Source organism: Nocardia mangyaensis (genome assembly GCF_001886715.1).
In the GTDB taxonomy this organism is placed as follows: Bacteria; Actinomycetota; Actinomycetes; order Mycobacteriales; family Mycobacteriaceae; genus Nocardia; species Nocardia mangyaensis.
This window is the reverse complement of sequence record NZ_CP018082.1, coordinates 6,025,084-6,044,207: the sequence shown is the minus strand read 5'-3', so window position 1 is coordinate 6,044,207 and position 19,124 is coordinate 6,025,084. Positions and strand designations below refer to the sequence as shown.

Sequence of the window (19,124 nt, the reverse complement as noted above, 5' to 3'; positions counted from 1 at the left end):
GACTGACACCCCAGCACCCCAGCCGGTCAGCCCTCGACGGCAGAGATGGCAGTGGAACGGTCCCCTATGGTCTACCCGATAACCTGGCAATTTCCCGCATCAGCAGATCAGTTGCCACTCTGACCTGGGCCCGGTGTCCGGCGGCCGGATGGTGCCGTCCCGTCCGGCACCGTCCGGTACCCCGTCGCCATGGCAACGCACAGCGCCCCGGTTCGACCACGATAGACCCTGCCATCGACAGTCCGTGTCCCCTCCGGGTGAATTGCCCCCGGCGCGTGACGTGGGTCAGCCTCGTCCGACGAGCTCGCCGAGGGCGGCGACGAAACGGTCGAGTTCGTCCGGGCTGATGAAGTAGTGCGGTGAGGCGCGGACGACAGCGGCCACGCCGCGGGCGGTCATGTCGAGCAGGGTGGAGCTCGCGTGGCTCACGGTGACGGTCACGTCGTGCTCGGCGAGGTGATCGCGCAACTGGACCGGGTCGTGGCCCTCGATGGTGAACGAGACTATGCCGCTGTGTTCGGTGCCGAGATCGCGGACGGTGAGGCCGGGCAGCTCGGGCAGCGTCGCGCGCAGGTAGCGCGCGCGCTCGGCCACGGCGGCGTAGGCCTGGTCGGGGCCGAGCGCGAGCAGGTAGTCGACCGCGGCGCCGAGGCCGAGACGGGCCGCGACATCGCACTCCCAGAACTCGAAGCGGCTCGCGTCCTCGGCGAGGCGATACTCCCGGGGGCCCACCCACTGCGCGCTGTGCAGGTCGAGCCGGGCCGGTTCCATGCTGCGCGCCAACTCGCCACGGAGGTAGAGGAATCCGGTACCGCGTGGCCCGCGTAGCCATTTACGCCCGGTGGCCGAGAGCGCGTCGACGCCGAGCGCGCTGACATCGATGGGCAGCTGGCCGATCGACTGGCAGGCGTCGAGCAGCACCAGCGCGCCCACCTCGTGAGCGAGCCGGGTGATCTCGGCGACCGGATTCACCAGGCCGCCGTTGGTCGGCGCGTGCTGCAGCGAGACCAGGCGGACACGCTCGTCCAGCATCGCCGCGAACGCGTCGGTGTCGATGCGGCCGGTGGCATCGCTGGGGATGTGCTCGACCACCGCGCCGGTGTGCGCGGCCCGCTGCATCGCCGCGATCGCGTTGCTGGCGTAGTCGGCCTCGGAGATCAGGATCCGGTCACCGGGGCGAAGTGGTACGGAGTAGGCGAAATCGGTCCACGACCGGGTCGCACTGTCGCTCAGCGCGATGGTGTCGGGGGTGGCGCCGATCAGGGTGGCGATCGAGGTCTTCACCGCGGCCAGATCGTCGAAACGCTCGTTTGCCGCCCGGTAGCCACCGATCTCGGCTTCGCGTCGCAGGTGGTCGATGACGGTGTCGGTGACCACGCGGGGCGGCAGCGAGGAGCCCGCGCTGTCGAGGAAGACCCGTCCGGTCGACAATCCTGCGGTGGCGGCCCTGATCGCGGTGAGATCCATCATGGCGACGACCCTAGCGCCAAGGATCGTTCCCCAATTCGTCACTTTTCCTGTCGGTGGGCGTCGCTACTCTGGATTGAACCGCGGATTCAGCACCACCCGCGAGAGAACGACGAGCACGCGGATTCCACGGCAGCACTCAGCACGCGGAGGTTGGCATGGCGGTCACATTGGAACGTTCGCAGTGGCCGGATTCGGCCACTGATCAGGGGGAACTGCAATCAAGGGCGGCTGCGGAGGCCTATGTCGGCGGAGTGTGTTTCAAGCTCGGGCCACCGACGCTGATCGGCGCCGAGCTGGAGTGGCTCACGGCCGGGCCCACCGGTTCGCGCCCCACGCTCGCCGATCTCGCCGCGGCCCTCGGGCCCTACGCACCCACCACCCTCGCCTCGGCGTCGCCCGCGGCACCCCTGCCCGGCGGCAGCAGGGTGACCATCGAACCCGGTGGTCAGATAGAACTCTCCAGCGCTCCGTTCGCCGACCCCGCGGCGCTGACCCAGCGATTGCGCGCTGATGCGGCCCGTTTGCGGGACCTGCTCGCCGCCCGGGGGATCTCGATCATCTCCGCGGCCGCCGACGCGACCCGACCCGCGGAACGCCTGCTCCGGCTACCTCGGTACACGGCCATGGAACGCCATTTCGCCGGCGTCGGCCCCTTCGGCGCCCTGATGATGTGCAATACCGCGGCCACCCAGGTCAGCGTCGACGCGGGCGCCGATCCGGCCGAGGTCCAAGCCCGCTGGACCGCCCTCTACGTCCTCGGACCCACGCTGATCGCCGCCTTCGCCTGCTCCCCACGGCTCTACGGCGCCCCGCGGGGGCAGTGGGCCTCCCAGCGCATGCGCACCTGGTTACGGCTCGATCCCGCGCGCACCAGGCCACCGGTGGCCGACTGGGCCGACCCGATCGGCGCCTACGCGCACTGGGCGCTCGACGTGCCGCTGCTGTGCCTGCGCTGCACCGAGTCCGACGCCGACTGGTCGCCCCCGCCGGGCGCCACGTTCGCCGACTGGCTCTCCGGCGCCCTCGACGACGAGGTGGGCCGCAGGCCGGGCCGCGCCGACCTCGACTACCACCTGACCACCCTGTTCCCACCGGTGCGGGCCTCGGGCCACCTCGAGGTGCGCTACCTCGACGCCCAGCCCGGTGACAGCTGGACCACCCCCGTCCACCTGTTCGACGCGCTGCTGTCGACCCCGGCGGTGGTCGCCGAGGCGACCGCGCTGGCCACGCCCGTCGCCGGGGAGTGGCACACGGCCGGGCGGTTCGGCCTGCGTGATCGCCAGCTGCGCCGCACCGCCGTCGACCTGTTCGACCTGGCGGCCGCCCATGCGCGATCCGGTCCCGCCGCACGGGAATTGGCCGCCGCGGCCCGTCGATGTCGCGCGGGCCGCAGTCCACTCACCGAATCGGGGCCGGTGCGCAACGGCACGGGAGGATCGTGATGATCCGCTCCGCCGCCGTTGTCCGCCGGCCCGATGTCGTTGTCGCCCCCTCACTCGCGGAGTTCGTCTCGTGACTGTTTCTGCCACCCACATCGACCGTGACCGGATGCGCGCCAGGATCGCCGCGGTGCTCGAGCGTGCCCGCCTGCGCACCATGGCGCTCACCGACGCCGTCGACGAAGCCGATCTGCTCGCCCAGCATTCGCCGCTGATGAGTCCGCTGGTCTGGGACCTGGCCCATATCGGCAATCAGGAGGAGCTGTGGCTGGTCCGCGATGTCGGCGGGCGCGAGGCGGTGCGCGCCGACATCGACGAGCTCTACGACGCGTTCAAACACGCCCGCGTCAACCGTCCGGCCCTGCCGCTGCTCGATCCCGGACAGGCGCGTGGCTATGTCGGCACGGTGCGCGAGAAGGCCCTCGACGTGCTCGGCACCAGCGAGCTGTCCGGTAGTCCCTTGGTCGACAACGGTTTCGCCTTCGGGATGATCGCCCAGCACGAACAGCAGCACGACGAGACGATGCTCGCCACCCACCAGCTGCGCGTCGGAGCGCCGGTGCTGTCCGCGCCCCCCGCGCCGGGCACTCAGGCCCCCGTGGACGGTGAGGTGATCGTCCCCGCAGGAGAGTTCCTGATGGGCACCTCCGCCGACCCGTGGGCGCTGGACAACGAACGCCCCGCCCATCCGGTGCACGTGCCCGCGTTCGCCATCGATATCGCGCCGGTCACCAACGAGCAGTACCTCGCCTTCCTCACCGACGGCGGCTACGACCGGCCCGAATTGTGGTCGCCACGCGGCTGGGCGCATCGGCAGGAGGCGGGGCTGGTCGCGCCACAGTTCTGGGAACGCGAGGGTGACCGGTGGACGCGCACCGCCTTCGGCGTCCGCGCCCCGCTGCGACCCCGTCAGCCCGTGGTGCACGTGTGCTGGTTCGAGGCCGAGGCGTACGCCCGCTGGGCGGGCAAACGGCTGCCGACCGAGGCCGAATGGGAGAAGGCCGCCCGGTTCGACCCGGCCACCGGCGCCACCCGTCGCTATCCGTGGGGTGCGGACGAGCCCGACCAGCACACCGCCAATCTCGGTCAGCGGCACCTGGAACCGGCCGAGGTCGGCGCGTATCCGGCGGGCGCCTCGGCGACCGGCGTGCACCAGCTGATCGGTGATGTGTGGGAGTGGTGCTCCTCGGGTTTCGAGGCGTACCCGGGCTTTCGCGCGTTCCCGTACCGCGAGTACTCGGAGGTGTTCTTCGGCGGCGACTACCGGATCCTGCGCGGCGGGTCCTTCGGCACCGACGAGGTCGCCTGCCGCGGCACCTTCCGCAACTGGGACCACCCGATCCGCAGGCAGATCTTCGCCGGCTTCCGGCTGGCCAGGGATCTGCGCGAGGACGAACGCTGATGTGTCGACATCTCGGCTACGTCGGCCCGCCCGTGAGCGTCGGCGAACTCGTGCTGCGCGGCCCGCATTCGCTGTTCGTCCAGTCCTGGGCGCCGCGCGAGATGCGCGCAGGCGGCACGATCAATGCCGACGGCTTCGGCGTCGCCTGGTGGCGGTGGGCCGAGGTGGGCCCGGGCGGCGCCCGCTCGGCTGTGACCCGCTACCGCAACTCAGCACCCATCTGGACCGACCCCGCGGTCGCCGAGGTCCTCGGCCAGCTGGAATCACGATCGGTACTGGCCGCGGTCCGATCGGCAACGGTCGGTATGCCCGTCGAACGCGCCGCCTGCGCGCCCTTCATCGACGAACACTGGGCGTTCAGCCACAACGGTGTCGTCCCCGACTGGCGCCGCACCCTGCTCGCGGTTCTCGCCGAGGTGACCTCCCTGCTCGGTGCCGAGGCGTCGAACGTCGTTGGCGCCGGGCCGACCTCGCGCTCGGGTATCGACGGTGCCCCGACCCACGGTGCCCCGACCCACGGTGCCCCGACCCACGGTGCCCCGACCGGCGGTGCCCCGAGCCATGGTGTCCTGACCGACGGAGCACCGGGCCACGGTGCGCCGGGTGCATTGAGTGGTTCGGTGCTGCTGGAGGCCGAGGCACTCACCGATTCCGCCGTGCTCTGGGTTCTTCTGCGCGCCCTGCTGGCCGCGATCGGGCCGGACGGCCCCGTCACCTCCCCGGCCGACGCGCTGCGCCTGCTCGTCACGACGGTGTTGCGGCATCAGCCTGCCGCGCGGCTGAACCTGCTGCTGAGCGACGGTGACCAGTTGTGGGCGACCACCTGTCGGCACGCGCTGTCGGTGCTCGTCGCCGACGACTACACCGTGCTGTCCTCCGAACCGTACGACGACGACCCGCGATGGCAGCCGATCGCCGATCACCAGCTGGTGACCGCCACGCCGGGCCACTGCGACATCACCGCCCTCGAGCTTCCCGCCACCGAAAGGGTCCGTTCATGACCGCGCCGCTGCTGGACATCCACCTGACCGACGACGATCTCACCACGGCCTTGCGCACCGACGCCCGCACCGGCCTGACCGCCGAACCGAAGTCGTTGCCGCCCAAATGGTTCTACGACGCGCGCGGCAGTGAGCTGTTCGAACGCATCACCGAACTGCCCGAGTACTACCCCACCCGCACCGAGCGGGCCCTGCTGGCCGGTGTCGTCGGCGAGATCGCCGCCGCCGCGCACCCCGAGGTGCTGGTGGAGCTGGGTTCGGGCTCGGCCGCCAAGACCCGCCTGCTGCTGGACGCGCTCACGGCCGAGGGTTCACTGAAAACATATGTCCCCCAGGATGTCTCGGCAACCGCACTGCGCGGTGCGGCCGCGGAGATCGCCATCGAGTACCCGAACCTGGCCGTGCACGGTGTCGTCAGCGACTTCACCGACACCCTGCACAACCTGCCCCGCGGCGGCCGCCGCATGATCGCCTTCCTCGGGGGCACCATCGGCAATCTCGTGCCCGCCGAGCGCGCCGAGTTCCTGGCCGACATCAACGAGGTCCTCGAACCCGGCGAACTGCTCCTGCTCGGCGCGGGCCTGGTCATCGACCCCGCGATCCTCGTCCCCGCTTATGACGACGCCGCCGGCGTCACCGCCGAGTTCAACCGCAACGTCCTGCGCGTGCTCAACCACCGCCTCGGCGCCGACTTCGCCCCCGAGAAGTTCGAACACATCGCCGTCTGGGACCCCGACAACGAGTGGATCGAGATGCGCCTGCGCGCCACCGAACCCATGACCGCCACCATCACCGACCTCGACCTCACCGTCGATTTCGCCGCGGGCGAGCAGATGCGCACCGAGATCTCCGCCAAGTTCCGCCCCGAAGCCCTCCGCACCGAACTCACCACCGCGGGCTTCACCCCCACCCACACCTGGACCGACCCCGACGCCCGCTTCGCCCTCTTCCTCGCCGAACGCCGGTGAGGGCGGTCTAGAGGTCGAGTTCGTCGGCGAGGTCGTCGCCGTCGATGCGGTCCTCGTCGCCCTCGAGGTCGCGTTCGGCGCGCTGGGTGCCGGTGACCGTCTCTTCGTAGAGATCGCCGTCGAGGTGGTCCTCGCCGACCACGCGGACGGCGCTCACCTCGGCGGGGCGCTCGTCTTCGGCGACGGCCTCGCGGGCGGCGCCGCGCGCGGTCCACTCCTCGGCGATCTCCTCGTCGATGCCGAGGAAGCCGTCGTCGTCGGCCTCGTGGTTGCGGATCACGTGGTCCGCGGGCGGGTCCTCGACGTAGCGCTCGTACTCGATGATGTCGTCGGCCTGATCGTCATCGCCCATGTCCATGTCCAACGGTTCACGGCTCATGAACCCAGTATCTGCCTGTCGCGGACGTGCGTCACGGGAGCCACGCCCGCCGCCGGTCAGCGGGTCGGTTCGGTGAGACCTTCGAACACCGCGGTGAACCACTCGACCAGCGGGCGCAGGTCGGTCCACGCGCGGCGCACCTCGTCGACGGTGGCGGGGGTATCGAGCCAATCCGGTGCGCCGAAGTCTCGGTGCGCGGTGAGCGTCTTGTGCCGCAGCAGCTCGATGCGGGGATGATCGACTGAATAGCCCTTTGGCTTGGTCTTGAGCTTGTCGCCGCCAATGGTGAAGCCCGCCGCGACGGTCGAGGCCAAGATCTGCTCGAGTTCGGCCCCGCGCACCTCGTCGTCGATGGTGGCGCGCAGAGTCGCCAAGGCCGTCGGCGACATCAGGTAGCAGCCGCCGGCGACGAACAGCCCGCCCGCCCCGATCTGCACGTACCAGCCGACGCCGGGCGCGGTGCCTGAGACAGCGCCCTGATGCGTCTTGTACGGCGTCTTGTCCGCGGAGAACCGCACGTCACGATATGGCCGGAAGATCTTGGCCTGCCCGAACTCCTCGGCGAGCTCGGCGGTGAGCGCGGCCATCGGCGCGCGCACCGCCTCGTCGTAGGTCTGTTTGCGCGCGGCCCAGAACGTCTTCGAGTTGTCCGCCTCGAGATCTTCGTAGAAGTCGAGTCCGGCAATCGGGAACCCGGTGAACCCGGCCATCAGGCACTGCCGATCAGGACGAACAGCAGCACGACGACGAACGCCGCCAGCGCCGCGACCACACCGTTCGCGATCGCGGCCCACTTACCCATCTGCTCACCCTTGCTGTGCCCGACAACCCCGAGCACGATCCCGGTCGGCGCGGTGATCAGCACCGGCAGCCCGCACAGCATCGCGCCACCGAGCACCGACGCGGCGACACAGCAGAAACTGAGGATCGACCAGATCGGCGTGCTGTCGACATAGCCGTACCGGGGCGGCAACGCCTGCGGGGGCGGCGGCACGGGATACCGGGGTACCCCGTAGGGCGCCGGCCCCGGCACCGCGTAGCCCGGCGCGGGAAACACCGGCCCCGGCGGCGGTGGTGGTGGATACGGCGGCAACTCCGCGGGCGGCATCGCATGCTCGATCCCGGCCCACGGCAACTCGGGCGACGCGGCGGGCACAGGTGGCGCCGCGGACGGCCACGCCGCGGGTGGGGCCGACGGCGCGATCATCGTCGGCTCCGCCGCGTCCTGCACCCGAGGCGTGTCCTTACCCAGCTCGACCCGCCGCTCCGGTTCGGTCCCCATGCTGTCCCCCTCGAATCGCCTGGCCTCCATGACTACCACGCGCCAGATCCACGCACCAGAACGACCCAGCGCGCCAAATCAAGAGGGCGAATCGCAACAACTGATTTCGCCAGAACATGGGTAACTCACCGGGCACGCCCAGAACTCAGCCCGCGCTCAACAGCCAGCCCGGCATCGAACTCCCGAACCACCCACGACCGGCAAAAGTCGCGGGGAGGCGGTTAGGCGTTGCCGTTGAACAGGCCGGTGACGGAACCGTTCTCGAAGACCTCGCGGATCGTGCGGGCCAGCAGCGGCGCGATCGACAGCACGGTCAGCGTCGGGAACTTCTTCTCCTCGCTGATCGGCAGGGTGTTGGTGATGACGACTTCCTTGGCACCACAGTTGGCGAGGCGCTCGGCGGCCGGATCGCTGAGGACGCCGTGGGTCGCCGCGATGATGACATCGCCCGCACCGGCTTCCTTCAGCACCTTCACCGCACCGGCGATCGTGCCACCGGTGTCGATCATGTCGTCGATCAGCACACAGGTGCGACCCTCGACGTCACCGACGACGCGGTTGGACTTCACCTGGTTGGGGACCAGCGGATCGCGGGTCTTGTGGATGAACGACAGCGGCGTGCCGCCCAGCGCGTCGGCCCACTTCTCGGCGACCTTGACGCGACCGGCGTCGGGGGAGACCACGGCCAGGTTGTCGGACGGGTAGTTGGTGCGGATGTAGTCCGAGAGCTGCACCAGCGCGTGCATGTGATCGACGGGGCCGTCGAAGAAGCCCTGGATCTGGTCGGTGTGTAGGTCGACGCTGATGATGCGGTCGGCACCAGCGGTCTTGAGCAGGTCGGCGACGAGCCGGGCCGAGATCGGCTCGCGGCCGCGGTGCTTCTTGTCCTGGCGGGCATAGGGGTAGAACGGCAGCACCGCGGTGATCCGCTTGGCCGAACCGCGCTTGAGGGCGTCGATCATGATGAGCTGTTCCATCAGCCACTGGTTCAGCGGCGCGGGGAAGCTCTGCAGCACGAAGGCGTCGGATCCGCGCACCGACTCCTCGAACCGGACGAAGATCTCGCCGTTGGCGAAGTCCTGCGCGGTCTGCGGGGTGATGTCGACGTCCAGTTCCTTGGCGACCTGCTCGGCAAGCTCAGGATGTGACCGGCCTGCGAAGAGCATCAAGTTCTTCTGGTTGTCGATCGAGAACGCGGTCACTGCTGGTTGCCATCCTTTTGCTCGATTGTCTTGTTCGACGTCTCGTCTGCCGCGATGGCTTCCGCCGCCGCGCGAGCCGCAGCGGTTCCTGGACGGTAGCGCTGCACCCAGTTCTCAATAGTGCGCTGAGGCCCACCCGACACGGCCAGTGCCCCCGGTGGAACGCTTCTGCGCAGTACAGTACCCGCTCCCGTATACGCGCCGTCACCCACCGTTACCGGAGCGATGAACATGGTGTCGCTTCCTGTTCGCACATGCGAACCGACCACCGTGTGATGCTTGTTCACCCCGTCATAGTTGACGAAAACGCTGGAAGCGCCGATGTTGCTGTACTCGCCGATCGTCGCGTCACCGACATAGGTCAGATGCGGCACCTTCGAGTGCGCGCCGATCGAGGCGTTCTTGGTCTCGACGAAGGCGCCGAGCTTGCCCTCCTCGCCGACGACGGTGCCGGGCCGCAGGTAGCTGAACGGCCCGATGCTCGCCCCGTCACCGATCTCGGCGCGCTCGCCGTGGGTGCGGATCACGCTGGCGCCGACCCCGACGACCACATCGGTGAGCGTGGTGTCCGGTCCGATCTCGGCGTCCTCGCCGATGTGGGTCTCGCCGAAGAGCTGGGTGCCGGGGCGCAGCACGACGTCGCGTCCGATGCGCACGCTCGCGTCGACCCAGGTCGTGGCCGGATCGATCACGGTCACCCCGGCGCGCATGTGCCGTTCGAGGATGTAGCGGTTCAGCGTCGCGCCCGCCTGCGACAGCTGCACCCGGTCGTTGACGCCGGTGACCTTGTTCTGATCGACCAGCCGCGCGCCGTGCACGGGATGCCCGGCCTCGCGGGCCAGCCGCAGCACATCGGTGAGATAGAGCTCGTGCTGGGCGTTGGCGGTGGAGAGCCGTCCGATCATCGTGCGCAGCACGGAGGCGTCGAACGCGTAGACGCCGGAGTTGACCTCTTTGATCTTGGCCTGGGCCGGGGTGGCGTCGGCGTGCTCGACGATCTCGGCGACCTGGCCGTCGGCGTCGCGCACGATCCGGCCGTAGCCGTTGGCGTCGTCGGGGACGAAGGTCAGCACCGTGACCGCGGGACGTTCGGCGTAGCTGCGGTGCTCGTCGAGCAGCGCGGAGAGGGTGTGCCCGTCGAGCAACGGCACGTCGGCGGTGGTGACGAGCAGATCGCCGGTGAAGTCCGCCGCTATCGTGTCGAGCGCGCACTGCACGGCGTGGCCGGTGCCGAGCTGCTCTTCCTGGACCGCGGAGACGATCTCGCGCCCGAGTTCCTTGCCGACCTCGGCGACCGCGGCGCCGACCTTCTCGCGATCATGGCCGACCACCGTGATCAGGTAGGTCGGATCGATTTCCGCGCCGGCGTGCAAGGCGTGCGAGAGCATCGAACGCCCGGCCACCGGATGCAGCACCTTCGGGGTCTTCGACCGCATTCGCGTCCCAGCCCCTGCTGCGAGAACGACGACGGCGGTCTGCGGTGGCATGGATCTCCCTCGGCTGCCTGTCAGCGAGTGTGCTGTGGCGGGTTCGGTCGGTCGGTGATGGTGCGGGCCGACGATACGTCACTGTGTGTCCGTGTGCTCCGCCGCCAGGACTCGAACCTGAACTATCTGAACCAAAATCAGAGGTGCTGCCATTACACTACGGCGGATCGCCACACCAGTGGGCCATCAGAGCCCACCACTGTGCTACGGCACGGCCATGATCCTCGCACAGTTCCGCCTCTCCGGAAAATTTGGCCAGACCGAGGTGCGGGGTGTGTTGGGGACGCGGCAAGCTTCGGGAGTGTGGTGAGTTGGCCCGTGCCCGGTGAGTTGCCCATGTTCTCGTGAGATCAGTTGTCGCAGTGGGTCCGCTGCGCGGGTGTCACCGTAGGTCCGCTGCGCGGGGTGGGTCCGCCGTGGCGTGGTGCGGTCTGAGACAGTTGTGGCAGTGTCGGTCGGGGTCGGTCGGGGTCGGTCGGGCGGTAGGAGAGGCGGAATCTGGTGAGTGAACCGGGTCGGGTCGCTAGGCCGAGGATGACGGGTACGCAGCGGCGGCAGCAGTTGATCGAGATCGGTCGCGCGTTGTTCGCCGAGCGGGGGTATGACGCGACATCGATCGAGGAGATCGCGCAGCGGGCGCAGGTGTCCAAGCCGGTGGTCTACGAGCACTTCGGCGGCAAGGAGGGGCTCTACGCGGTGGTCGTCGACCGCGAGATGTCGATGCTGCTGGACATGATCACCTCCTCGCTCACTCAGAACCGCTCGCGCGTGCGGCTCGAGCAGGTCGCGCTCGCCCTGCTCACCTACATCGAGGAACGCACCGACGGCTTCCGCATCCTGGTCCGCGACCAGCCGCCCCCCAATGCCGACGGCCGCTACTCGAGCCTGCTCAACGAGGCGGTCAACCAGGTGGCCCACATCCTGGCGGGCGATTTCGGTCGCCGCGATCTCGACACCAGCCTCGCCCCGCTCTACGCGCAGGCGCTCGTCGGGATGGTCTCGACCGCCGCGACCTGGTGGCTCGACGAGCGCACGCCACCGAAAGAAGTGGTCGCGGCCCATTTGGTCAACCTGTGCTGGAATGGATTGAGCCACTTGGAAGCCGAACCCGGGCTCAGCTCCGAATGGAATGCGGAGACCACGCCGAACAGTGGTGGGGTAACCGGACGATAGCGCCCGCTGGTGACGAATCCAGGATTCGGCTGCCGGACAGCAGCCTGGTGGTACGGTTCACCCATCCTTTTGGGTGCTGCCGGGCGGTATGTCGATCAAACTTCTTCGATGTCGGTCTACTTCAGGATGGCTGGATTATTGGATGACAGGCGGATCTGATGGCTAGGCAAGCGCGCGCGGAGATCACCCGCGACTCCGTCCTTGCTGGCGCTGCCGATGTCTTTCTCCGTTTGGGCTACGCCAACGCGAGCCTCAGCGAAATCATCGCGCAGTCCAATGTGACCAAGGGCGCCTTGTACTTTCACTTCGGCTCCAAGGAGGAGCTGGCCCGGGCGGTGGTCGATCAGGGCAACGAGCGCCTGATCGGTTCCTGTCAGGGTTTCTTCGATTCCCGGGTGCCGGCGCTGGAAGCCTGCATCGGCATCACCTACGTGGTGGCCGACCTGTCGATGAACGATCCGATGGTCGGCGCGATGCTCAAGCTCACCCACCAGATCGGTGACTACCGCGGCGCGCAGGGCGACAACATCGCCAAGACCTGGGCCGAGACCTACCGGGTGCTGGCCGAGCGCGCGATCGCCCAGGGTGATCTCGTCGCCGACCTCGACGCCGATGTGGTCGGCCTGCTGCTGCACGAGGTGACCGCGGGCGTGCACATCGTCGCTGTCGGCACCGAGTCGATCGAGGAGATGGCGGGCCGGATGGAACGCGCCTGGTACTTCCTGCTGCCCTCGCTGGTGCCCGCGGAGAAGCTGTCCTACTTCCGTGAGTTCGCCGCTCGCCGTCTGCGCCGCTACGTGGTCTGACTCAGACGCTGCGGTTGGTGGCGAGCACGGCCCGCACGTCCTCGTCGGCACCCGCGGTTTCGATCCTGACCTCGTCGCGGCCGAAGGCGTGCAGCAGCAGCTCCGACGGCGGCCCGGTGAGCACGACCTCGGCGCCCTCGGCCTTGTGCGCGGTGAGCCGGTCCCCGGTCGGCGTCGCCAGCACGACCGCGACCGGCGACTTGCGATAGGCCGCACGAGCCACCGTGCGCAGCGCGGTCCACAGCCTGGCCTCGTCCCGCTCGGCCAATTGCCTTGGCTCCCAGCCGGGTTCGGCGCGGCGCACGTCCTCGTGGTGGATGTACATCTCGGAGAGGTTGGCCATCGCGTCGACCGGGCGCAGCGGTGACCACCACGGTGGGCCGGTGCGGATCTGCTCGGTGAGCTCGGCGAACGAACGCCGCGCGATCTGGGCCTGCTTGGCGTCGAGGTATCCCGACAGCGGGCCGATGAGGATGCCGAGCGCCGCGTCGGGCCTGCGTTCGCGCACCACCAGGTGGGCGGCGAGGTCGTGCACCGTCCACGTGCCGCACAGCGTCGGCGCGTCCGGGCCCGCCTCGATCATCGTTTCCACCAGGGCGCGGCGTTCGCGTTGAGCCAGACTCACGATTCGACCCTACGCGCCCATCACGCTGGTGCCCACCGTGTCCACGGCCCCCGGTGTGCGGATCGAGGGGCGGGTCGAACGGGCTGTTCGGGCGCTGTCGGTGCCGGTGATTAGACTTCGATACGGCTCATCGACCTTTCCGTCCGCGAATTCAGGAGCGAACATGTCCTCCCTTCGTCCTCCGCTCGCCGGTCTGGCCGAGGCGGCCGGGGGTGATGCCGCGCTGCGCACGGTCACCGACCTGATCGGCAAGTCCGGGGTGGAGCTGGTCGCGCCGTCGGCGGTGCGTCCGTTCGTCGCCGCGACCATCACCGCGCAGCAGCCGCTGGTCGTGGTCACCGCGACCGGCCGCGAGGCCGACGATCTGACCGTGGCGCTGGCCGAGATGCTCGGCCCGTCGGTGGCGATGTTCCCGTCCTGGGAGACGCTGCCGCACGAGCGGCTCTCGCCCGGCCCCGACACCGTCGGGCGCAGGCTCGAGGTGTTGCGCAGGCTGGCCCACCCCGAGGACACGATCTTCCCCGAGCCGCTGCGCGTGGTGGTCACCACGGTGCGCTCGCTGATGCAGCCGATGACGGCCGGACTCGGCGACATCGAGCCGATCGTGCTGCGCGTCGACGGCGAGTCCGATTTCGACGAATTGCTCGCTCGCCTGGTGGAATTCGCCTATACGCGGGTCGACATGGTCGGCAGGCGCGGCGAGTTCGCGGTGCGCGGCGGGATCCTCGACCTGTTCCCGCCCACCGCGGATCATCCGGTGCGCGTGGAGTTCTGGGGTGACGAGGTCACCGAGATCCGGCCGTTCTCGGTGGCCGATCAGCGCTCGCTGGGCGAGCTCACCCTCGACACCGTCGTCGCGCCGCCGTGTCGCGAGCTGCTGCTCACCGCGCCGGTGCGCGAACGGGCCGCCGCCGTCGCGGTCGACAACGCCGCCGACGCCGCGCTGGTCGAGATGCTGGACAAGATCGCCGAGGGCATCCCGGTCGACGGCATGGAAGCCCTGCTGCCGGTGCTGGCCCCCGGCAAGCTGAGCCTGCTCACCGAGGCGCTGCCCGCGGGCACCCACCTGCTGCTGTGCGATCCGGAGAAGATCCGCACCCGCGCCGCCGACCTGGTCCGCACCGGCGAGGAGTTCCTCGAAGCCTCCTGGACCGCCGCCTCGTTCGGCAGCGATGCCCCGCTCGGCGCGCACGGCCTCGACCTGGCCGCCTCCGGCTACCGTGGTCTGCCCGAATTGCATTCCAGCGCCGATGAACTCGGCCTGCCGTGGTGGACGCTGAGCCCGCTGAGCTCCGGCGACCCGGTCGAGGTGAACCTCCCGGTGCTGGCCGGACCCACCGCGCGCGGGTCCGAGGAACTGGTCGCCACGATCTTCGCCTCGCTGCGAGCCCACGTGGCCACCGGCGGGCGCGCGGTCGTCGTGGTGACCGGCCACGGCACGGCCCAGCGTGTGCTGGAACGACTCGGCGAGGCCGAGGTCCCCGCGGCGCTGCTGGCCGCGGGAGCGGTGCCCGAACCGGGCGTGGTCGGGGTGCTGTGCGGATCGCTGCACGACGGCCTGGTCTTCGATGACGCCGGACTGGTCGTCGTCGCCGAATCCGATCTCACCGGCAATCGGGTCACCGCCCCCACCGAGGGCAAGCGGTTGCCCGCCAAACGCCGCAACCAGGTCGACCCGCTGGCCCTGTCCGCGGGCGACATGGTGGTGCACGATCAGCACGGCATCGGCCGGTTCGTCGAGATGATCGAGCGCACCGTCGGCGGCGCGCGCCGCGAGTACCTGGTCATCGAGTACGCGCCCGGCAAGCGCGGCCAGCCCGGTGACCGGCTGTTCGTGCCGATGGAATCGCTCGACCAGCTCTCCCGCTACGTCGGCGGCGAACTGCCCAGCCTGTCCAAGCTCGGCGGCTCGGACTGGGCGAACACGAAGCGCAAGGCGCGCAAGGCGGTTCGCGAGATCGCGGGCGAGCTGGTGCAGCTCTACGCCGCGCGCCAAGCCGCGCCGGGACACGCCTTCGCCCCGGACACCCCGTGGCAGCAGGAGATGGAGGACGCCTTCGCGTTCACCGAGACCGTCGACCAGATGACCGCCATCACCGACGTGAAATCCGACATGGAGAAGGCCGTCCCGATGGACCGCGTGGTCTGCGGCGACGTCGGTTACGGCAAGACCGAGATCGCCGTGCGCGCGGCCTTCAAGGCTGTCCAGGACGGCAAGCAGGTCGTGGTGCTCGTCCCGACGACACTGCTGGCCCAACAGCACCTGCAGACCTTCACCGAACGCGTCGCCGGCTTCCCGGTCACGGTGAGGGGACTCTCGCGCTTCACCGACGCGGCCGACTCCAAGGAGATTCTGGCCGGCATGGCCGACGGCGCGGTCGACATCGTGGTCGGCACGCACCGCCTGCTGCAGACCGGGGTGCGCTGGAAGGACCTCGGCCTGGTCGTGGTCGACGAGGAGCAGCGCTTCGGTGTCGAGCACAAGGAACACATCAAGGCGCTGCGCACCCATGTCGACGTGCTCACCATGTCGGCCACCCCGATCCCGCGCACCCTGGAGATGAGCCTGGCCGGCATCCGCGAGATGTCGACCATCCTCACCCCGCCCGAGGAGCGCCACCCGGTGCTCACCTATGTGGGCGCCTACAACGACAAACAGGTCACCGCCGCCATCCGCCGCGAGTTGATGCGCGACGGTCAGGTGTTCTACGTGCACAACCGGGTCTCCTCGATCGACAAGGCCGCCAAGAAGATTCGCGATCTGGTCCCCGAGGCCAGGGTGGTCGTCGCGCACGGCCAGATGAACGAGGACCAGCTCGAACGCACCGTGCAGGGCTTCTGGGAACGCGAATACGACGTGCTGGTCTGCACCACGATCATCGAGACCGGCCTCGACATCTCCAATGCCAACACCCTGATCGTGGAGCGCGCCGACTCCCTCGGCCTGTCCCAGTTGCACCAGCTGCGCGGCCGCGTCGGTCGTTCCCGCGAGCGTGGCTACGCCTACTTCCTCTACCCGCCGGAGAAGCCGCTCACCGAGACCGCCTACGACCGGCTGGCCACCATCGCCCAGAACTCCGATCTCGGCGCGGGGATGGCCGTGGCGATGAAGGACCTGGAGATCCGCGGCGCGGGCAATGTGCTCGGTGCCGAGCAGTCCGGTCACGTCGCCGGGGTCGGCTTCGACCTGTACGTTCGCCTGGTCGGTGAGGCTGTCGAGGCCTATCGCGCGGCCGCCGACGGCAAGCCGATCGTCACCGAGGAGAACAAGGAGGTGCGCATCGACCTGCCGGTGGACGCGCACATTCCGCCCGACTACATCGCCAGCGACCGGTTGCGCCTCGAGGCCTACCGCAAACTCGCCTCCGCTCAGGACGACGCGGCGCTGGCCGCCGTCGTGGAGGAGTTGGTCGACCGGTACGGCCCGCTGCCGGTGGAGGTCAACAGGCTGGTGTCGGTGGCCAAGCTGCGCCTGCTCGCGCGGTCCTACAGCGTGTCCGAGATCGTGGTCACCGGAACCACCCTCAAGCTCGCGCCGCTGACCCTGCCCGACTCCAAACAGCTCCGGCTCAAGCGCATCTATCCCAGCGCCACCTATCGTCCGGCCAGCGGCCTGGTGACGCTGCCGCTGCCGCGGGTCACCGACAGTGTCGGCGCCGACCGGGTGCGCGATATCGCCGTGCTGCAGTTCGTCGCGGACCTGCTGCTCGCGCTGGACGGCAAACCCCAAGGGATGGTGGATCTTTCGGTTCCGACCGAAGCCGCGGCGGCCCGATGAGCGGCGAACTCTCGCAGGAGGCGGCCGATACCGCCATCGTGGCGGCGAGCCTGGCCGATGCCGTCGAGGTGATGGACCGGCTCTGGCATTTCGGCGGGTGGGAGACCACCCAGACCCACGACTCGCTGCGCCCCTATCTGCTCGAGGAGACCTACGAACTCCTCGACGCGATCGGCGCCGGTGATGCCGAGAGCATCAAGGAGGAACTCGGCGACCTGCTGCTGCAGGTGCTGTTCCACTCCCGGATCGCCGAGGCGGCAGGCGAATTCACCGTCGACGAGGTGGCCGCCGCGCTGGTCGCCAAACTCGTGCATCGCAGCCCCCACCTGATCGCCGCCGATCTGCCCGCCGACACCTCGGTGGCCGACAAGATCGCCGCCCAGGAAAAGGCATGGGAAGAGCGCAAATTCGCGGAAAAGGCCCGCCGCTCCTGCCTCGACGGCATCGCCATGGCCCAGCCCGCGCTGGCGCTGGCCGAGAAGGTCCGCGCCCGCAGCAGCCGGGCCGGACTCCCCGACGAACTGGTCCCCACTGCGCTGCGCGTGGTCGAACTGGGCGGCTCCGACAGCGCCGAGGAACGCCTGCGCAAGGCCACCCTCGCCTTCGCCGACGCCATTCGCCGCGCCGAGGATGCCGCGGAATCGGCACGCGGGCAACGTCTTCGGCTCGACGCGGCGGACTGGCGCGAGTTCTGGCCGCGCTGAACCGACCCGGGAACGACGAACTCGATGCCGATCGGGTTGCCGGCAGTGCGCCACCAGATCGAGACGAGTCGCGAAGCGGCGAAGTGCGCGGCAACTGCCCACACTTCAGCTACCGATCGGCTAATCGGGCGTATTCCTCACCGAGGCTGAGGCCGTGCTGAGATGTCGTCGTCAATCCTCGCTGTGCCAGCGAGCAAGCGACTCAGCGAATTAGACTCGTGGTGCGCACGCCGTTCGCGGCGGGCGCGTCGTGTCCGACGATCGTCGAGGTGAGGCAGATGGCAACTGGAATCGAACCCGCACAGCAGCAGATCGCGATCGATCACCCAGAACTGGACGTGTTGCCGGTCTGGCCGCAGGAGACCATCGCGGTCCTGGTGACCACCGATGCCGGACCGCACGCGATCCCCGTGTCGTGGCCGGTGCGCGCCGGTGACCGCCGGATCCTGCTCAGCCTGAAGTCCGATCGCGGCTCACTGGCCCGGTTGCGGGCGCAGCCGCAGGTGGCGCTGCTGATCCTGGGCGGCGGCAACGTCGCGCTGTGTGCGCGCGGACGGGCCACCGTGCTCGCCGAACAGATGCCGTCGGCGGCCGACTACACCGCTGTGCAGCTCGACGTCGAGGTGATCGACGACCATCGGCAGTCGGCCTTCGCGGTCGATCGTGGCATCCAGCGCACCGTGCTCGACGACACCGAGCTGCGCGCGCTGGAGGGTCGGGTCGAGACCCTGCGGTCCTGGGTGGACGACCAGCACTGATCCGACCGCACGGCGTAATTTCCTCCACAGCAGACCATCTGGACAGAAGGGTTTTCATGAGCGTCACACTGGCCAAGGGCGGCAACGTTTCGCTGTCGAAGCAGACCGACAATCTCACCAAGATCGCGGTGGGTCTCGGCTGGGACGTCCGCACCACGACCGGCGCCGACCACGACCTCGACGCCAGCGCGCTGGCGACCGGAGCCAACCTGAAGGTGCTCTCCGACCAGCACTTCGTCTTCTACAACAACCTGCGCTCGCCGGAAGGCACGATCGAGCACACCGGTGACAACCTGACCGGTGAGGGCGACGGCGACGACGAGATCATCAATGTCGACCTGGCCGCCACCCCGCCCTCGATCACCAACATCTTCTTCCCGGTGTCGATCCACGACGCCCAGGCCCGCGGACAGTCCTTCGGCCAGATCCGCAACGCCTACATCCGCGTCACCGACGCCAACACCGGTGTCGAGCTGGCTCGCTACGACCTGTCCGAGGACGCGTCGACCGAGACCGCCATGGTGTTCGGTGAGCTGTACCGGTACAACAACGAGTGGAAGTTCCGGGCCATCGGGCAGGGGTACGCGTCGGGGTTGGCGGGCATCGCCCGGGATTACGGTGTGAACATCTAGGACCCGAGACGGCGGCGG

At 69.2% G+C, this 19,124-nt stretch carries 17 protein-coding genes and 1 tRNA gene; 10 read left to right on the top strand and 8 right to left on the bottom strand.

What is annotated here, in order from left to right; translation table 11 throughout:
* Positions 1-285 precede the first annotated feature (285 nt).
* Positions 286-1,470: an aminotransferase class V-fold PLP-dependent enzyme gene (locus BOX37_RS27490; RefSeq protein ID WP_071930167.1), complete on the bottom strand. Its 1,185-nt coding sequence runs from the start codon at positions 1,468-1,470 to the stop codon at positions 286-288.
* A 155-nt stretch (positions 1,471-1,625) separates the two neighbouring features.
* On the opposite strand from BOX37_RS27490, the gene egtA reads away from it, so the two are divergent.
* The 4 genes from egtA (at position 1,626) to egtD (ending at position 6,280) form a co-directional block, all read left to right on the top strand.
* Positions 1,626-2,912, top strand: a complete 1,287-nt coding sequence (gene egtA / locus BOX37_RS27485) for an ergothioneine biosynthesis glutamate--cysteine ligase EgtA (protein ID WP_084760198.1) — start codon at positions 1,626-1,628, stop codon at positions 2,910-2,912.
* 106 nt (positions 2,913-3,018) lie between these two features.
* Complete coding sequence (gene egtB / locus BOX37_RS27480) at positions 3,019-4,311, top strand: ergothioneine biosynthesis protein EgtB (protein WP_084760195.1); 1,293 nt, start codon at positions 3,019-3,021, stop codon at positions 4,309-4,311.
* Complete coding sequence (locus BOX37_RS35585; RefSeq protein ID WP_240505072.1) at positions 4,311-5,312, top strand: class II glutamine amidotransferase; 1,002 nt, start codon at positions 4,311-4,313, stop codon at positions 5,310-5,312. Before egtB ends, BOX37_RS35585 begins: the two co-directional genes overlap by 1 nt.
* Positions 5,309-6,280 (top strand): L-histidine N(alpha)-methyltransferase, encoded by a 972-nt coding sequence (egtD, locus tag BOX37_RS27465; protein ID WP_071930165.1) that lies wholly within the window; start codon positions 5,309-5,311, stop codon positions 6,278-6,280. The genes BOX37_RS35585 and egtD overlap by 4 nt, the downstream gene beginning before the upstream one ends.
* 7 nt (positions 6,281-6,287) lie before the next feature.
* Here the strand turns inward: egtD and BOX37_RS33520 are convergent, their stop codons facing one another.
* The 6 genes from BOX37_RS33520 to BOX37_RS27435 all read right to left on the bottom strand — a co-directional run bounded on the left by BOX37_RS33520 (position 6,288) and on the right by BOX37_RS27435 (position 10,797).
* A complete protein-coding gene (locus BOX37_RS33520) occupies positions 6,288-6,659 on the bottom strand; it encodes a hypothetical protein (RefSeq protein WP_156910574.1) in 372 nt (123 codons plus the stop codon).
* Positions 6,660-6,715: 56 nt separating this feature from the next.
* Positions 6,716-7,369: a DUF2461 domain-containing protein gene (locus BOX37_RS27455; RefSeq protein ID WP_071930163.1), complete on the bottom strand. Its 654-nt coding sequence runs from the start codon at positions 7,367-7,369 to the stop codon at positions 6,716-6,718.
* Positions 7,369-7,941: a hypothetical protein gene (locus BOX37_RS27450; RefSeq protein WP_156910573.1), complete on the bottom strand. Its 573-nt coding sequence runs from the start codon at positions 7,939-7,941 to the stop codon at positions 7,369-7,371. Before BOX37_RS27450 ends, BOX37_RS27455 begins: the two co-directional genes overlap by 1 nt.
* Before the next feature lie 221 nt (positions 7,942-8,162).
* Positions 8,163-9,143 carry a ribose-phosphate diphosphokinase gene (locus BOX37_RS27445; RefSeq protein ID WP_071930161.1) on the bottom strand — a complete coding sequence of 327 codons (981 nt, stop codon included), beginning with the start codon at positions 9,141-9,143 and terminating at the stop codon, positions 8,163-8,165.
* Positions 9,140-10,630, bottom strand: coding sequence for a bifunctional UDP-N-acetylglucosamine diphosphorylase/glucosamine-1-phosphate N-acetyltransferase GlmU (glmU, locus tag BOX37_RS27440; protein WP_071930160.1), 1,491 nt, complete (start codon positions 10,628-10,630; stop codon positions 9,140-9,142). The genes BOX37_RS27445 and glmU overlap by 4 nt, the downstream gene beginning before the upstream one ends.
* A gap of 96 nt (positions 10,631-10,726) precedes the next feature.
* A tRNA-Gln gene (locus BOX37_RS27435) sits at positions 10,727-10,797 on the bottom strand.
* 367 nt (positions 10,798-11,164) lie between these two features.
* Here BOX37_RS27435 and BOX37_RS27430 point away from each other — a divergent pair.
* Both BOX37_RS27430 and BOX37_RS27425 read left to right on the top strand, forming a co-directional pair.
* Positions 11,165-11,803, top strand: coding sequence for a TetR/AcrR family transcriptional regulator (locus BOX37_RS27430; protein ID WP_071930159.1), 639 nt, complete (start codon positions 11,165-11,167; stop codon positions 11,801-11,803).
* 158 nt (positions 11,804-11,961) lie between these two features.
* On the top strand, positions 11,962-12,609 hold the full coding sequence (locus tag BOX37_RS27425; protein WP_071930158.1) for a TetR/AcrR family transcriptional regulator: 648 nt from the start codon (positions 11,962-11,964) through the stop codon (positions 12,607-12,609).
* A 1-nt stretch (position 12,610) separates the two neighbouring features.
* On the opposite strand, the gene BOX37_RS27420 is transcribed toward BOX37_RS27425, so the two are convergent.
* Positions 12,611-13,234, bottom strand: a complete 624-nt coding sequence (locus BOX37_RS27420; RefSeq protein ID WP_071930157.1) for a TIGR03085 family metal-binding protein — start codon at positions 13,232-13,234, stop codon at positions 12,611-12,613.
* Positions 13,235-13,397: 163 nt separating this feature from the next.
* Between BOX37_RS27420 and mfd the strand changes: the two genes are divergently transcribed.
* The 4 genes from mfd (at position 13,398) to BOX37_RS27400 (ending at position 19,106) form a co-directional block, all read left to right on the top strand.
* Complete coding sequence (gene mfd, locus BOX37_RS27415) at positions 13,398-17,012, top strand: transcription-repair coupling factor (protein ID WP_071930156.1); 3,615 nt, start codon at positions 13,398-13,400, stop codon at positions 17,010-17,012.
* Positions 17,009-17,716 carry a nucleoside triphosphate pyrophosphohydrolase gene (locus tag BOX37_RS27410; protein ID WP_071930155.1) on the top strand — a complete coding sequence of 236 codons (708 nt, stop codon included), beginning with the start codon at positions 17,009-17,011 and terminating at the stop codon, positions 17,714-17,716. The genes mfd and BOX37_RS27410 overlap by 4 nt, the downstream gene beginning before the upstream one ends.
* 278 nt (positions 17,717-17,994) lie before the next feature.
* Positions 17,995-18,474 carry a pyridoxamine 5'-phosphate oxidase family protein gene (locus BOX37_RS27405; protein ID WP_071931929.1) on the top strand — a complete coding sequence of 160 codons (480 nt, stop codon included), beginning with the start codon at positions 17,995-17,997 and terminating at the stop codon, positions 18,472-18,474.
* Between the two features lie 56 nt (positions 18,475-18,530).
* Positions 18,531-19,106 carry a TerD family protein gene (locus BOX37_RS27400; protein ID WP_071930154.1) on the top strand — a complete coding sequence of 192 codons (576 nt, stop codon included), beginning with the start codon at positions 18,531-18,533 and terminating at the stop codon, positions 19,104-19,106.
* Positions 19,107-19,124 lie beyond the last annotated feature (18 nt).